The organism is Achromobacter sp. FW305-C-30-7, from assembly GCF_058783105.1.
The window spans coordinates 165,068-179,376 of record NZ_JBYSYI010000012.1; the positions used below are offsets into that span (position 1 = coordinate 165,068).

Genomic DNA, 14,309 nt, shown 5'->3' on the forward strand with positions numbered 1-14,309 from the left:
GATGCCAGGCAAGAAAGCAGCAGGCAAGCGCGGCGCGGGCGAGGCCGTGGACACGGCCTACATGAATACGGACAGCGGTCCGGCGTCCGGCCCCGCGGGCAAGCCCAGCCACCCGGCGCTCAAGCGCGCCGCGGCCGTGGGCGCGACGGCTGCGGCCATCCCCCACAATGCCGGCAAGGCCGCGGAATATGGCGAGGAAGGGGCGCGTTGTCCCTATGCCGGCGCCCACGTGGCTGACGCGGATCCTGCCGCGACGGCCAGTTCGTTGTCCGAAGCCGAGATCTCGGACAAGACCGGGGGCGCAGCCGCGGCCGGGGTCAATGCGGCCGACGGACGGCTGGAGCGTGTGCGGGCCGATTCGAGCGGACAAATGCTGACCACCAACCAGGGTGTGCGCGTCAGCGACAACCAGCACTCGCTGAAGGCCGGCCTGCGCGGGCCGGCCTTGCTCAAGGACTTCATCCTGCGCGAGAAGATCACGCATTTCGACCACGAGCGGATTCCGGAACGCATCGTGCACGCGCGCGGCTCGGCCGCGCATGGCTACTTCGAATGCTATAAGGCGCTCACTGACCTGACGGCCGCGTCGCTGTTCGCCGAAGCCGGCAAGCGCACGCCGGTATTCGTACGCTTTTCGACCGTGGCAGGCGAGCGCGGCTCCAAGGACACGGCCCGGGACGTGCGCGGCTTCGCCGTGAAGTTCTATACGGACGAGGGCAACTGGGACCTGGTCGGCAACAACATGCCCGTGTTCTTCATCCAGGACGCGATGAAGTTTCCGGACCTGGTGCATGCCGTCAAACCCGAGCCACACCATGGCATGCCCCAGGCCGCATCCGCGCACGACACGTTCTGGGACTTCGTGTCGCTGATGCCGGAATCCACGCACATGCTGATGTGGCTGATGTCGGATCGCGCCATCCCGCGCAGCTACCGGATGATGCAGGGCTTCGGCGTGCATACCTTCCGCTTCGTTAACGCCGCCGGCGAGTCGCGGCTGGTGAAGTTCCACTGGAATCCGCTGTTGGGCACGCATTCGCAGGTTTGGAACGAGGCTGTCAAAGTGTCCGGCGCCGACCCCGACTTCCACCGCCGCGATCTGTGGGAGGCGATCGATGCCGGCCATGGCCCGCAATGGGAACTGGGCGTGCAGGTGTTCACGGAGGAGCAGGCGGAAGGATTCAGCTTCGACGTGCTGGACGCCACCAAGATCGTGCCGGAAGAACTGGTGCCCGTTGTGCCCGTCGGGCGCATGGTGCTGGACCGCAATCCCGACAATTTCTTCGCCGAGACCGAGCAGGTTGCCTTCTGCGCGGCCCACGTCGTGCCCGGCCTGGACTTCACCAATGATCCGCTGCTGGCCGGGCGCATCCATTCCTACGTGGACACGCAGATATCGCGCCTGGGCGGACCGAACTTCCACGAAATCCCGATCAACGCGCCGCTGGCTCCCGTGCACAACAACCAGCGCGACGGCATGCACCGTCAGGCCATCCATCACGGACGCGTGGCCTACGAGCCCAATTCGCTCGCCGGCGGCTGTCCGTTCCAGGCCGGCATGGAGGGCTTCGTGTCGTTTCCGGAGCCGGAGACGGGCGACGAACTGCGCGGGCATCCCGAGAAGTTTGCCGAGCACTACAACCAGGCCACGCTGTTCTATGAAAGCCAGGCGGACTGGGAACAGCGCCACATCGTCGATGCCTACGCCTTCGAATTGAGCAAGGTTACGGTGCCGGCGGTGCGCCAGCGCATGGTCGCGTCGCTGCGCAATGTGTCCGAAGCGCTGGCGCAGGGCGTGGCCGAGCAGTTGGGCATGGCCTTGCCCGAGCCTTTGCCGCGCGCGATCGAGAGTCCACCCAAACCCGAAATCGCGGTGTCGCCGGCCTTGTCGCTGACCGCTCGCCCAGGCGAGGCCGGCATCGCGACCCGCAAGGTCGCGATCCTGGTAGCCGAAGGCGCGGATGGCAAAGCCGTGGCCGCCGTGGCGCAAGGGCTGATCGCGGCCGGCGCCGTGGTGCGCCTGGTGGGGCAGCGCATCGGTCCCGTCCCAACGGATGAGGGCGGGGCCGTGGACGCCGACGCCTCCCTCGACAATCATCCTTCCGCGCTATTCGATGGTGCGGTGGTGGCGGGAGGCGAGGCCGCCGTGGCGCGTCTGCGCGAGGACGGGCGTGCGCTGGAGTTCCTGCGCGATGCATTCCGCCACGGGAAGACTCTGATGGGCGTGGGCGCAGGTGCGCAGCTCTTTGCTGCGGCAGGCATCGCACCGGGCCAGGCCGACGCGGGCTTGCTGATCGTGGACGCGGCGGCTGCGGCCAAGAGCGTGTCCGCATTCATCGATGCCCTGGCCAGGCACCGCCATCCCGAAAGAGAGACGTCGCCGCCCATGGTGTGAGAATGCCCAGGCGCCAGCACGGGTGCGGACGCCTCTTGACAAGCCACATGCGCCTGCCAATACTGCACTGGCAAGTCGGGGCGAGCGCGCTTGGCGCTTGCCGTCCTTCAGACAAGGGGGCTGTATGCGTCGCGCGTCCGTTTTGCCTATGTACCGTTGGGGTTGGCTGTCGGCCAGCCTTTTTTTGTGGGCTGCCTGTTTTTTCCTGGCGCCACAGGCCAGGGCGGAGTCCGCGGCCGAGCTCAGCCGGGAGGCGCACAGCGCGCTGGATCGCCTGTACCAGCAGGAACCCAGGACGCGTGAACTGGGCAAGAAGGCGGTGGGCGTGCTGGTGTTCCCCCGCATCCTGAAGGGCGGCCTGCTGGTCGGCGCGGAAACCGGCAACGGCGCGCTCATCCGGGGCGGCAAGGTCGAGGGTTACTACAACATATCGGCGGTCTCGTTCGGCCTTCAGGCCGGCGCGCAGGAGTTCAGCTATGCGCTGTTCTTCATGAACGAGCCGGCGCTGCAGTACCTGGACCAGAGCGACGGCTGGTCGCTCGGCGCCGGCCCCAGCCTGGTCGTGGTGGACGACAGCTATGCCGCCAGCATTACCACCACCACCCTGAGCCAGGATGTATACGCCGTGCCATTCGGCGGACAGGGACTGATGGCCGGCATGGGCCTGCAAGGGTCCAAGATCACCCGCACCCAGCCGGACTGAGGGCAGGCGCCAGCCCGCTACCGCTAGTCCAGGGTGATGCCGGCGCGCGCCGCGACCTCTGAAAAGGTGCGCAGTTCCTTGGTGATCTGCGCCTTGAATGCCGGCCCGGGCAAATAGACGGGATCCAGCGTCAGGTCCGCGACCGACTTGCGCACTTGCGGATCCTGCATGATTTCCGCCACGGCGCGGCTCAGCGTGTCGACCACCGGGGCCGGCGTGCGCGCCGGCGCCACCAGCGCGTACCAGCCGACGAAAGACACATCCGGCATGCCCGCTTCGGTGAAGGTGGGTACGTCGGGCAGCTGCGGCATGCGGCGTTCGCCCGTCACGGCCAAGGCGCGGATCTTGCCGGCGCGAACCTGCGGCGCGGCCGAAGACACGGTGTCCACCCCCAGGTCGACCTCGCCGCCTATCATCGCCGTGACCAGTTGCGCGCTGCCCTTGTAGGGCACCGGCGTCATCTTCGCGCCTGCGGCCTCCGCGTACATCTCGCCGGCCAGGTGGGGCGCCGATCCGGCGCCGAAGGTGCCGTACATCAGGCTGTCCTTGCCGCTGCGCTGTTTGGCCAGCGCGGCCGCTTCCTGGATGGTGCCGGCCGCCAGCCCGTTCTTGGCCAGCAGCACCACGGGCGCCATCGCGACGATGGCGATGTGTTCGTAGCTCTTCTGCGGATCATAGGGCAGGCCGGGCTTGAGCGCCGGCAGCACGGTATAGGTGGTGCTGCCCGACAGCATCAGCGTGTAGCCGTCGGGCTGCGCGCGCGCGGCCGCTTCCGCGCCGATCACGGTGGAGGCGCCGGGACGGTTCTCCACGATGACGGCCTGGCCGAATTTGCCGGACAGCTTGTTGGCCAGCAGCCGCGCCACGGCGTCGGTCGCCCCGCCTGGGGTAAAGGGCACGACGATCTTGATCGCCTGTTCGGGATAGGCGGCGTGGGCGCCGCCGGCATGCGCGAGGGCGGCAAGGCTTGCGGCCGCAAGGGCGGCGCGGAGTTTGACGGTCATGACGGAGGTCCCGGTCAGTTGGCGTTGGAAGACGGGCTGGCGGCCGCCTGGCGCAGGGCGTTGCCCTGATCGCCCAGGTCCCAGAACAGGCCAGCCATGATCGCCAGCCCCTCGCGGGCGACGCTGCCCAGCAGGTGTTCGTTGGGCGCGTGCTGGGCGCAAGCGGGATAGGAATGCGGCACCCACAAGGTGGGCAGGCCCAGCTGGTCGGCGAAGATGTCGTTGGGCAGCGATCCACCCAGGTTTGGCAGCAGCGCCGGGCGCTTGCCGGTGCTGCGCTCCAGCGACGCCGCGGCCCAGCGCACCCAGGGATTGTCGGGTGACAGGCGGGTGGCGCCGGCCTGCATGCCGATGCGTACCTGCACGTCCTCGAAGCCCGCCGCGCGCAAATGTTCCTTCACGTGAGTCTCCAGCGCGCGCCAATCCGTGCCTACCACGAAGCGCAACTGGCACCAGGCCACGGCTTCGGGCGGTATGGCGTTGACCGGTTTGGCCGGATCGCCGGCGCCAAAAGTCAGGACGTCCAGGCTGTTCCAGCCGAACACCTTCTCGGGCGCGCTCAGCCGGGGCTCGCCCCACCATGCGTTGATGTCGGGGTCGTCCTGGCCGCCGCCGACTTCCAGGTCGGCCAGCGCCTCGGCCACCGCGTCCGGAATGGGGGGCGGGCGCAGGCCCGGCACCGTGATGCGGCCGCGCGCATCGACCAGCGTGGCGATGGCGTGCGCCAGCACGATGGCCGGGTTGGCCAGCAGGCCGCCCCAGTTGCCTGAGTGATAGCCGCGTTCGCGCAAGCGCAGTTTCAGTTCGAAGTTCACCGCGCCGCGCGAGCCCATGAAGAGGGTCGGGCGCTGCGCGCTCAGGCGCGGCCCGTCGCTGGCGATGAACACGTCCGCCGCCAGCGCTTCGCGCTGGGCCTCGCAGAAGGCGGCCAGTCCGGGGGAGCCCGCTTCCTCGCCGGTCTCGATCAGCCAGATGGTATTGAAGCCGAGCGCGCCGCGACGTGCGGCGATGACCTGGCGCAGCGCTTCCAGGTTGATGCTGTGCTGGCCCTTGTTGTCGGCGGTGCCGCGCCCGTACCAGCGGTCGCCCTCGACCTGCAGGCGCCAGGGGTCGCGGCCGGCTTCCCATTTGGCGGCATTGCCGCGCACCACGTCGCCATGGCCGTACATCAGCACCGTGGGCAGGCCGGCCTGCTCGATGCGGCGCGCCACCAGGATAGGCAGGTCGGCGCCGGAGGGGTTGGGATGCACCTCACAGGCGAAGCCCAAGTCCCGCAGCAGCGGAACCAGCTCTTCGTTCAGATAGGCGTGCTGGGCGGGGGCTTGGTCAGCCACTTCGCTTTCCGTCGCGTAGGCGACGCGGCGGGCCAGGGCGGCCTGAAGGTCGCCGCTGTCATAGGCTTGAACGGCTTGGAGCAGGGCTTGTTCGCGTATCACTTCGGTGCCTGGGATGCTGAGGAAGGCACAAAGTTATTACGCTTCACCACATGCCACAATTAGATAATTAGCATTCTTTCATTGCCATAAAGGCATGGGCAAGGGGGCGCCATGATTTCGCTGGGCTTGAGGTACTTCCTGGAGGTCGCGCGCTGCGGCTCGATCGCCGGCGCCGCGGCGGCGCAGCATGTGGCGGCCTCGGCCGTCAGCCGGCAGATCGCCAAGCTGGAGGACGGGCTGGGCATTGCATTGTTCGAGCGGCAGGCGCGCGGCATGGAACTGAGCGAGGCCGGCCGCCAATTGGCCGCCTATGCCAATGCCGCGGCGCTGGAAGCAGAGCGCGTCACCACCGAGATACGCCAGCGCAGCCACCTGGGCGACGTGACCATACGCCTGGCCTGCACCGAGGGTTTCGCCCACCGTTTCCTGCCCATGTGCATGGCCGAGTTCAAGCGGGTCCGGCCCGAGGCCCGTTTCCATCTGCACGTGGAACGCCCCGAGGAAGTCAGCCGCCAGATCCTGGAAGGCCTGTCGCAGCTGGCGCTGCGCTACACCACCGCGCAGGATGACCGCCTCAAGACCGAACTGCTGGTGCGCGCCCCGGTCTATGCGGTGATGTGCCGGAACCATCCGCTGGCCAGCCGGCGCAGCCTCAGCATGCGCGACCTGGCGAAGGTGCCGCTGTCGCTGGGCGATCAGGGCACCACGGTGCGGCAGCTGTTCGACGCGGCTTGCGCGAACGCGGGGCTGCACATCGAGCCGGCCTATGTATCCAACCATTCCGCGGCCTTTCTGCCCATGCTGCCCGGCAGCGACATCGTGGCGCTGTCGGGCTACCTGACCATGTTGGGACAGCGCGACGGAGAGGGCCTGGCCGCGGTGCCGTTCAGCAATCCGGAGATGCGGCAGCGGAGCATCCAGGTGCTGACATTGCAGGGCCGGACGCTGCCGGCGCTGGCCCGCGAGTTCCTGGAGTTCATGGCGCAGCGGCTGACGGCCACGCCCAAGGCGCCGGAAGCGGACGCCTGAGGCGGGCGCCTGAGGCGAAGGCCTGAGGGGGCGGCCAGAGGCAGATGTCATCGGCGCTCGTCCGAGAGGGAGGCCGCGCGGGCGGCCCCCGGACCGGCTTCAGTCCAAAGAGATATTGGCCTCCTTGACCACGGCCGCAAAGCGCGCCGAGTCCGCGTCGCGGGCCTGGGCCAGCGCGGCGGCGTCCTGCGGCCAGGCGTCAAAGCCATAGGTCTCGAAACGCTTGCGCACCGCGGGCGTGACCACGGCCTGGGCGATGGCGTCATTGATGCGCTTGACCACGGCATCCGGCGTGCCCTTGGGCGCGAAGGCCGCGACCCAGGTCTTCAGTTCGAAGTCCTTGGGGCCGCCAGCCTCGCTGACCGTGGGCACGTCGGCGTAGGAACCCAGGCGCGACGGCGCCGCCAGCGCCAGCAGCTTGACCCGCTTGGCCTGGTACAGATTCTGCACCGTGGCGGCGGTGCCGAAGGCCCAGTCCACTTCGCCGTTGGCCACTGCCGTGTAGAGCTGGGCCAGGTCCTTGAAGGGGACGTGGGTCATGTTGGTCTGCGTGGCGGTCTGGAACATGGACGTGCCCACGTGCGCCACGCTGCCCATGCCCCAGGTGCCGTAAGTCAGCTTGCCGGGCTGGGCCTTGGCCGCCGCGATCAGATCGGTGACGTTGTTCCAGGGCGAAGAGGCCGATACGACCATGAAGAAATGCGTGGTGTAGATGGGCGCCACCGGCACGAAATCCTTGACCGGATCGAAGGGCAGGTTGCGGTAGAGCTGCGGCTGCAGCGTCATGTGGGTGTTGTCCACCACGGCCAGCGAGTAGCCGTCGGGCGTGGCGCGCTTGACCTCGCCGATCGCCAGCCAGCCGTTGGCGCCGGGCTTGTTCTCGACGATGAGCGGCTGTTTCCAGGCAGCCGTGAGCTGTTCGCCCAGCATGCGGGCGACGGCGTCGGGACCGCTGCCCACCGAGTACGGCAGTACGATGCGCACCGGCCGTTCGGGGTATTTGTCGGATTGGGCCTGTGCCGAGGCGCAGGCCAGGGCGCCGGTCAGCGCCATGCACCAGAGGGTATTTTTCATGTCTCCTCCACTTTCCATGGATGGTTCGCGGCGCTTCCCGGCGCCGCTTATCGTTGAGGCCACAAGCGCGGATAAAAGCGCCGCGGCCGGGTACTCAAAACAGCGCTTCAGGACACGGCGGCCGCTTCCGGATGCCGCGCCTCGTAGGCAGCGGCGAAGCCCGGATCGCGCTGGCGCAGGTCGTCGTGGCTGACTTGGCCGGTGCGGCGCATGTAGTCGTAGGCGAAGGACACCGGGTCCAGGTGCATCTTCTCGGCCACGTTCTCGTACCAGTCCAGGCTGCGCGCGGCGGCGGTCTGGAAATTGGCCGACGCCGGACGGCGCTGCGCCTCGAAGTGCGCGAACGCGGCCTGCGCGTCGTCGGGATGCTGCGTCAGACCCTGATGCAGGGCGATCGCGTCCTGCATCGCCATGCGGGTGCCGGAGCCCAGCGAAAAATGCACGGTGCGCAGTGCATCGCCCAGCAGCACGATGTTGCCGTGCGACCAGCGCTCGTTGCGCACGATGCTGGCCTCGAACCACAGGGAGCGGTTGCCCAGCAGTTCGTTCGCGCCCAGGTCGGCGCGGAACACCTCGGCGCAATAGCGGCGGCTGGCGTCCTCGCTGGCCGAGTCCAGGCCGGCGCGCTGCCAGGTGTCCGGGTCCACTTCCACCAGGAAAGTGCTGAGATCCTTGCTGTACTGGTAGCTGTGGGCGATGAAGATGCCGTGGTCTGTTTCGCGGAAGATCAGCGATACCGGATGGAAGCGCTGGCGGGTGCCATACCAGGCGAACTTGTTGCGGCGGCGTTCGAAGCTGGGGCGGAAGTACTCGGCGTACTGCTTGCGCACGGCGCTGTTGCTGCCGTCGGCGGCCACCACCATGTCCACTTCCGCGGCCAGCCGCCCGATGTCCTCGATCCGCTGCTCGTGCAGGATCTTCACGCCGGCTTCCAGGCAGGCTTTTTCCAGGACTTCCAGCATGTCGATGCGGGCCGTGCGCGAGAAATGGTTGCCCTGGACCTGGACGCGGGCGCCCTGGTGGATGATCTCCATGTAGTCGCAGCGTTCGTGGTGCGCGACGAAGGCCTTGAAGAATTCCGGGTCGGCCTCGCGCAGGAAGGACAGGCCGATGTCCGAGAACACCACGCCCCAGCCGTAGGTGGCGCCGCGCGGATTCTGTTCGTAGACGGTGATGTCGTGCTGCGGGGCATGCTTCTTGGCCAGCAGCGAAAAGTACAGGCCGGCGGGGCCTGCTCCGATGACGGCGATCTTCATTTTGCTTGGCTCCTGTTTGCTTCGGCCTGCGCGCAGGCTTCCTGATAGGACTGCAAGGCGCCGCGCAGCGCGGCGGGCACTTCGATGGCGCGCCGTTCGCCGCGCGCCACGCAGATCGGGGTCAGCCGGGCATCGAAGGCGGGCTGGCCACGCACGCTGCCGGCGACGTGCAGGGTGTAGGTGCGGGTGCGGATTTCCTCGACCCTGACGCACATGTCGAATTCCTCGTCCGGCCACAGCGAGGCCTGGAAGTCGAAGGACAGGGCGCGCGTCGGCGTGCCGAAACCATGCTCGTCCTTGATGCGCTGCGGCGTGCCATTGAACAGATGGCCGTAGAACAGTTCGGCCGCCGACAGCACGTATTCGCCGAAGGTGACGGTGTAGACCACGCCGGCGGGATCGCAATCGCCCCATTTGACGCGGCGGCGCACGATGAACGGCGTCTCGCTCACTACGTATTCAGTGCTGGTCATTGCCGTTCTCCCTGGCCTTGGCGGCCTCCTGGTTGAGCATTTCCGCGACGCTATGGCGCAGGGCGGCCTTGTCGAGCTTGCCGACCTTGGTCACGGGGAAGGCCTCGATCTGTTCGATGCGTTCCGGGCACTTGTATTTGGCGAGCCCCTGGCCGGTGAGGAATTCCGCCAGTTCCGTCAGGCTCGGCGCCTTATGCCCGGGCCGGACGATGACGAAGACGCAGCCTTTCTCGCCATAGAACGGGTCAGGCATGGCCACCAGCCGCGCCTCGGAAATGGCCGGATGCGCGCCCACCAGCGCCTCGACTTCCTCGCAGCCGATCTTCTCGCCGCCGCGGTTGATGTTGTCGCGCAGGCGGCCCTCGAAGGCGTAGCAGGTTTGGCCATCGACCACGCGCGCCGTCATCATGTCGCCGGTGCGGTAATAGCCGTCGGAGGTGTAGGCCGAGGCGTTGGCGGCGGGAGCGTCGAAGAACCCCGGCAGGGTGGCAGGGCCGCGGAAGCAGAGTTCGCCCATTTGCCCTTCGGCCACTGGCTCCTCGGTGCCGGGCGCCAGCAGGCGGATGTCGTCTTCGGGGCAGCCCGAGCGTCCCTGGGTGTGGTGCCGCTCGTACTCGGACGCGTCGGCGGGCGAGCCCAGCAGCAGCCCTTCGGTGATGCCGAACAGATTGGAGCAGGGTACGTTCAGATGGGCTTCGAGCCGGTCGGCCGCGCTCATGGTGATGAACAGGCGCAGCGTGGACAGGTCGTAGCGCGCCAGGTCCGGAAAGGCCATGAGCTGCGGCGCTATCGGCCCGATGGACATGGCGCGGGTGACGCGGTGGCGCTCGATCAGTTCCAGCATGCGCGGCACGTCGACCCGTGGCATCAGCACCGCGGATACGCCCATGGCGATCACGGGAATCAGCACGTAGACCTGGGCGGCGTTGTGCAGCAGGGGCAGCGCCCAGATGATGCGGTCGTCGTCCTGCATCTTGTAGCGCCGGGCGCAGGCCAGCGAATGGCCCAGGTACTCGGCATGGAAGCGCGGGATGATCTTGGGCATGCCGGTGGTGCCGCCCGACAGCTGGAAGCTCAGCACGTCTTCGCAGCCGGGGCCGTGGTCCGCCAGGATGAGGCGGGCCTCGGCCAGCGGCATCGCGTCCAGCAGCGCATGGAGCGACACGCCATGCGGCGAGTCGCCGCGCGCCACGACCAGGTGCTCCAGCGTGTCGCTCGCGGCCAGCATGCCCGCGGCGAAGGCCGGCAGGTCGAACTTGCCGAAGTCGGCCTGCACGAAATAGCCGCGTGCGCGAGTCTGGCGCGTCAACTGGCCGATCTCCAGTTCGCGGTGCTGCGGCAGCGAACAGACGGGCACGATGCCCGCCTTGTAGCAGGCCAGCAGGGCCAGCGCCGTTTCCAGGGTGGTGCCCATCTGGAAGATGGCGCGGTCCGCCGGCGCCAGGCCCAGTTTCAGCAAGGCGGCGGCCAGCCGGTCGGTCTGTTCGTCCAGTTCGCGGAAACTCAGGCTGCCTTCGTCGATGATCAGCGCGGTGCGCTCGGGGCAGCGCAGGGCGGTGGCGTGCAGCGCCGCGCCCACGGTCGAACGTTCCCAGGCGCCGCTGGCGAAGTACTGGCGGGCCCGTTCGGCGTGGTGGTAGATCACGCCCTCTATGGGGTGGCGTATATCTCGCATGGTTGTCTCCTCCTGGCCCGTGTCTCAGTGGCGCGCGGCCGAGATCAGGACGCGGTCCCGATCCAATACGTCGATCGTGCCGCTGACGCCGCCGGTGAACAAGCCGTACCAGACGGCGGGCTTGAGCCCCAGGGCCTTGCGCTGGAATTCCAGCGGGCCGTCGGCGACGATGCAGTCGAAATGCTCGCCCGGCACCACGGTGCAGTTGTCGCGCTCGGAAGCGTCCTGCACCAGGGAAGAGAATTCCTCGACCCGGGGCACGAAGATCCGCACGCGCGGCTCGGCGGCGCTGTCCGCCATCTGCAGCCGGTCTTCCAGCAGCGCGGCCTTGCGCGCCCAGACGTCGTCGATATGACGGATGCGCCCGCCGGCCGATTCCGCATCGGCTTCGGCCTGCATGGCCGCGCGCAGCGTCAGGTCGGCGTCGATCGCGTCGACCTCGCCCAACGGGCGCAGCTTGCGCGTGAATTCGATGAAGTAGCCGTTGGGATCGCGCACATAGATGGATTCGATCACCTCGTGGCGGGTTTCGACGGAGACCTCTAGTCCGGCGTCCTGCAGTTTTTGCTTCCAGGCCTTGAGCTCGTCTTCGCTATCGACCAGCCAGGCGGTATGGGTGGCGTCGAACACATGGTCCTCGGGCAGCGGCCGCATGCTGCTGCGTCCGCGCAGCGCCTCCGGTTCGTCCGAGCCCAGGTAGTAGAAGAACGCAATCGTGCTGCCCTGGCCGCTATCGAAAAAGAAGTGCAGGAAGTCCGGGTGCGTGGCGGGGCCCCAACCGCGCGCCGAGATCACATGGACCAGCGGCAGGCCGAGGATGTCGCGATAGAAGGCGACGGTTTCGCGCAGGCGCCAGGTGGGCCGCGCCGTGTGGTCCACGCCGTGCAGGCGCAGAGGGGCGGGGGTCTTGGGGGTTGCAGTCATGACTTGCTCCGTCGACATTCGGATTAGAGGAAGCGCTGGCGCAGCCAGGCGGCGAGTTCGCGGCCGGCGGCGTAACGCCCAGGTTCTTCGGTTTCAGCCAGGGCGCGGCCGTGGTGGTCGCCGCGGATGCGCAGGTGGGTCTTGTCCGGCGCGGGGATGGCGTCATGGATGGCGCGCACGTCGGAAGGGAAACAGGCCTGGTCGCCGGTGTATTCGATGATCAAGGTGGGCTGGACGATGCCGCCGGCGGTGCGTTCCATGCTGGCGTTGGACGACAGGCCGGACCAGGTCGAGAGCCAGCTCTCCGGCGTGCAGAAGCGGGCGAAGCCGACGGCGCCGTAGTTCGACGCGTAAGGATCCTTGCCCCAGAGCGAGCCCGGGTGGCGGTCGGAGGGATCCAGGCTGAGGTCCAGGCAGCGCAGGTCGGCGTCGGTGCGCCAGACCACCAGGACCGGTGTGTGCGCGGCCTGGCGACGGCGTTCGGCCGAAGCATCGGCGCCGCTCTTGACGTCGGCGCGGGCCGCCAGGCGATCGGCGATGATCTGCCGCGCCTGCGCGTCCAGGCGGGCCACGCGGTCGCGCTGCGCCTGCCGGTAGCGCGTGACGAACTCTGGCGCGTAGCGGGCCTCGCCTTTGGGCCGGTAGCCGTTTTCGGGCGCCAGCGGATCGAGTTCCGCCACCACCGACAGCGCGTCGTTCTCGTCGCCGACCGAGGGGTCGATGCAGTTCAGCAGCAGCGCGCCCTGGCCGGGGTGCGGACCCACCAGCACCAACCCGTGCACCTCGGGCATGTCCAGTTCATCCAGTCCGCAGGCCTTGCCGCCCGGCGTGCGGGCGACGCGTTCGCTGGCGGGCAGGCCGGCCTGCTGGGCGTAGAAGGCGTACAGGCCGGCGCCACCGGAATTGCCCAGCAGCACGATCTTCTTGAAACCCTGCTCGCGCAGGAAGCGCAGGCCGGCGGCCACGTCCTGCAGCGCCTGTTCATGTTCCAGCCTGAGGTCGTTGCCGACCGAGCGGGCGCCTTGCGACCAGGCGGCAAGGCCGGCGCCGACGATGTCGGGAATCAGGTAGTGGCAGGCCATGAACTCGCGCGGATGCATCACGCAGACCACGGTGTCGGGACGCGGGCCGGCCGGCTGGTACAGCGATCCGGAGGTGGCGGCGCCGTCCGCGGTGCGCAGCACGACGTTGCGGGTCGAGGCGCCGGCGGGCAGGTCGCGAGGATTCCAATCGGTGTTGAGAAAGCCTGCGGTGATCTGGCTGGAGGGGGCGGCGGTAGTCACATTCGTCTCCTGTGGCGAGGTTCTGTGGACCTCGGTTTGACGTATTAGACGAATATTTGACTTTAGTGTCAATTAAATTTAAAAAATTGACAGTAGCGTCAAAAATGAGGGACTCAACAGGGGCAAAACAATGCCCGGCGCGACCGGGAAGCCGAAACGCGCATGCCATAATTTCGGGACGGGGCCGTCCCGGACGGTCTATTCGAGGAACATCGCAACGTGAACGACGCAAGCACCAAGGGAGCGCTGAAGGGCGAAGCGCTGCGCACCGCCATACTCGACGCCGCCGCCACGCTCTTCATCAAGCGCGGCTCCGGCGGCACCAGCATCCAGGACATCGCCGAGTCCCTGGGCCTGAGCCGCACCGCCGTCTACTACTACTTCAAGAGCAAGGACGCGATCCTGCGCTCGCTGACTGAAGACGTGCTGAGCGCGGCCAAGAAAATGGCCGGCGAAACCGCCACCCGCGAGGACCTGGATCCGGTCGAGGCGCTGCGCGCCCTGGTCACGCAGCACGCCGACCTGATCCTGTCGCGCACCGCCGAATTCCGCGTGGCCGACCGGACCGAGGCCGACATGACGCCCAAGCAGCGCGCGGCCGTGCAGGCGTCGCGGCGCAACGTGCTGGAGAACTTCAGCCGGGTCATCGAAAACGGCATCCGCGACGGGCAGTTCCGAATGGTCGATCCCCACGTCGCGGCTTTCAGCCTCATCGGCATGTGCAACTGGTCGGCATGGTGGTACAAGCCGGACGGCAGGCTGGGCCGCGCGGAAGTTGCGGCCATCATGGCCGACATGGCCGTGCAATCGCTGTTGCGCGACGCCGCCCGGCGGCCGCGCTCGCCGGACGTGCGCGAGTCGCTGCGGCTGGTGCGCGAGGATCTGGATTACCTGGAAAAGCTGGTGCTGCCTGGCGGGCCGCAGGCCTGATTGCCGTGGATGCGGGCGGCTTGGGGCGGCAGGGCTTCGAGCTTGCGGATGTCAGGGTTCTTTAGCCGCCGAGGCTGCCCTGCGCCATTCCGATGCTCGCCCCGGTGGGGCTGCGCTTCGGATGGCT

12 protein-coding genes are annotated in these 14,309 nt (G+C 68.0%); 4 read left to right on the top strand and 8 right to left on the bottom strand.

All coding sequences use genetic code 11. The annotated features are described in order from the left end of the window. Position 1: 1 nt before the first annotated feature. Entirely contained in the window at positions 2-2,395 is a 2,394-nt protein-coding gene (locus AC3WOB_RS28635; RefSeq protein ID WP_492276888.1) for a catalase, read from the top strand. 148 nt (positions 2,396-2,543) lie between these two features. Next, the gene (locus tag AC3WOB_RS28640; protein WP_492276889.1) at positions 2,544-3,098 is read left to right on the top strand and encodes a lipid-binding SYLF domain-containing protein; all 555 of its coding nucleotides are present in this window, start codon (positions 2,544-2,546) and stop codon (positions 3,096-3,098) included. Positions 3,099-3,121: 23 nt separating this feature from the next. Here AC3WOB_RS28640 and AC3WOB_RS28645 read toward each other — a convergent pair whose 3' ends face one another. Beyond that, positions 3,122-4,102 carry a Bug family tripartite tricarboxylate transporter substrate binding protein gene (locus AC3WOB_RS28645; protein WP_492276890.1) on the bottom strand — a complete coding sequence of 327 codons (981 nt, stop codon included), beginning with the start codon at positions 4,100-4,102 and terminating at the stop codon, positions 3,122-3,124. A 14-nt stretch (positions 4,103-4,116) separates the two neighbouring features. Then, the gene (locus tag AC3WOB_RS28650; protein ID WP_492276891.1) at positions 4,117-5,538 is read right to left on the bottom strand and encodes a M20 family metallopeptidase; all 1,422 of its coding nucleotides are present in this window, start codon (positions 5,536-5,538) and stop codon (positions 4,117-4,119) included. 111 nt (positions 5,539-5,649) lie between these two features. Here AC3WOB_RS28650 and AC3WOB_RS28655 point away from each other — a divergent pair, with 111 nt between their 5' ends. Next, positions 5,650-6,567, top strand: a complete 918-nt coding sequence (locus AC3WOB_RS28655; RefSeq protein WP_492276892.1) for a LysR family transcriptional regulator — start codon at positions 5,650-5,652, stop codon at positions 6,565-6,567. A 99-nt stretch (positions 6,568-6,666) separates the two neighbouring features. Here AC3WOB_RS28655 and AC3WOB_RS28660 read toward each other — a convergent pair whose 3' ends face one another. The 6 genes from AC3WOB_RS28660 to AC3WOB_RS28685 all read right to left on the bottom strand — a co-directional run bounded on the left by AC3WOB_RS28660 (position 6,667) and on the right by AC3WOB_RS28685 (position 13,252). Further along, the gene (locus AC3WOB_RS28660) at positions 6,667-7,641 is read right to left on the bottom strand and encodes a Bug family tripartite tricarboxylate transporter substrate binding protein (protein WP_013393561.1); all 975 of its coding nucleotides are present in this window, start codon (positions 7,639-7,641) and stop codon (positions 6,667-6,669) included. Between the two features lie 107 nt (positions 7,642-7,748). Further along, positions 7,749-8,897: an FAD-dependent monooxygenase gene (locus AC3WOB_RS28665; RefSeq protein ID WP_492276893.1), complete on the bottom strand. Its 1,149-nt coding sequence runs from the start codon at positions 8,895-8,897 to the stop codon at positions 7,749-7,751. Beyond that, the gene (locus tag AC3WOB_RS28670; protein ID WP_492276894.1) at positions 8,894-9,370 is read right to left on the bottom strand and encodes an acyl-CoA thioesterase; all 477 of its coding nucleotides are present in this window, start codon (positions 9,368-9,370) and stop codon (positions 8,894-8,896) included. The genes AC3WOB_RS28665 and AC3WOB_RS28670 overlap by 4 nt, the downstream gene beginning before the upstream one ends. Next, positions 9,357-11,045: an AMP-binding protein gene (locus tag AC3WOB_RS28675; protein ID WP_492276895.1), complete on the bottom strand. Its 1,689-nt coding sequence runs from the start codon at positions 11,043-11,045 to the stop codon at positions 9,357-9,359. Before AC3WOB_RS28675 ends, AC3WOB_RS28670 begins: the two co-directional genes overlap by 14 nt. A 24-nt stretch (positions 11,046-11,069) precedes the next feature. Beyond that, a complete protein-coding gene (locus AC3WOB_RS28680; RefSeq protein ID WP_492276896.1) occupies positions 11,070-11,969 on the bottom strand; it encodes a VOC family protein in 900 nt (299 codons plus the stop codon). A 23-nt stretch (positions 11,970-11,992) separates the two neighbouring features. Next, positions 11,993-13,252, bottom strand: coding sequence for an alpha/beta fold hydrolase (locus AC3WOB_RS28685; protein ID WP_492276897.1), 1,260 nt, complete (start codon positions 13,250-13,252; stop codon positions 11,993-11,995). A gap of 219 nt (positions 13,253-13,471) precedes the next feature. Here AC3WOB_RS28685 and AC3WOB_RS28690 point away from each other — a divergent pair, with 219 nt between their 5' ends. Beyond that, complete coding sequence (locus AC3WOB_RS28690) at positions 13,472-14,182, top strand: TetR/AcrR family transcriptional regulator (protein WP_013393567.1); 711 nt, start codon at positions 13,472-13,474, stop codon at positions 14,180-14,182. Positions 14,183-14,309 lie beyond the last annotated feature (127 nt).

Excerpts from the sequence above, each read along its gene's own strand:
- AC3WOB_RS28635 (WP_492276888.1), top strand. The coding sequence starts at position 2 with ATGCCAGGCAAGAAAGCAGCAGGCAAGCGCGGCGCGGGCGAGGCCGTG.
- AC3WOB_RS28640 (WP_492276889.1), top strand. The coding sequence starts at position 2,544 with ATGTACCGTTGGGGTTGGCTGTCGGCCAGCCTTTTTTTGTGGGCTGCC.
- AC3WOB_RS28645 (WP_492276890.1), bottom strand. The coding sequence starts at position 4,102 with ATGACCGTCAAACTCCGCGCCGCCCTTGCGGCCGCAAGCCTTGCCGCC.
- AC3WOB_RS28655 (WP_492276892.1), top strand. The coding sequence starts at position 5,650 with ATGATTTCGCTGGGCTTGAGGTACTTCCTGGAGGTCGCGCGCTGCGGC.
- AC3WOB_RS28660 (WP_013393561.1), bottom strand. The coding sequence starts at position 7,641 with ATGAAAAATACCCTCTGGTGCATGGCGCTGACCGGCGCCCTGGCCTGC.
- AC3WOB_RS28665 (WP_492276893.1), bottom strand. The coding sequence starts at position 8,897 with ATGAAGATCGCCGTCATCGGAGCAGGCCCCGCCGGCCTGTACTTTTCG.
- AC3WOB_RS28670 (WP_492276894.1), bottom strand. The coding sequence starts at position 9,370 with ATGACCAGCACTGAATACGTAGTGAGCGAGACGCCGTTCATCGTGCGC.
- AC3WOB_RS28675 (WP_492276895.1), bottom strand. The coding sequence starts at position 11,045 with ATGCGAGATATACGCCACCCCATAGAGGGCGTGATCTACCACCACGCC.
- AC3WOB_RS28680 (WP_492276896.1), bottom strand. The coding sequence starts at position 11,969 with ATGACTGCAACCCCCAAGACCCCCGCCCCTCTGCGCCTGCACGGCGTG.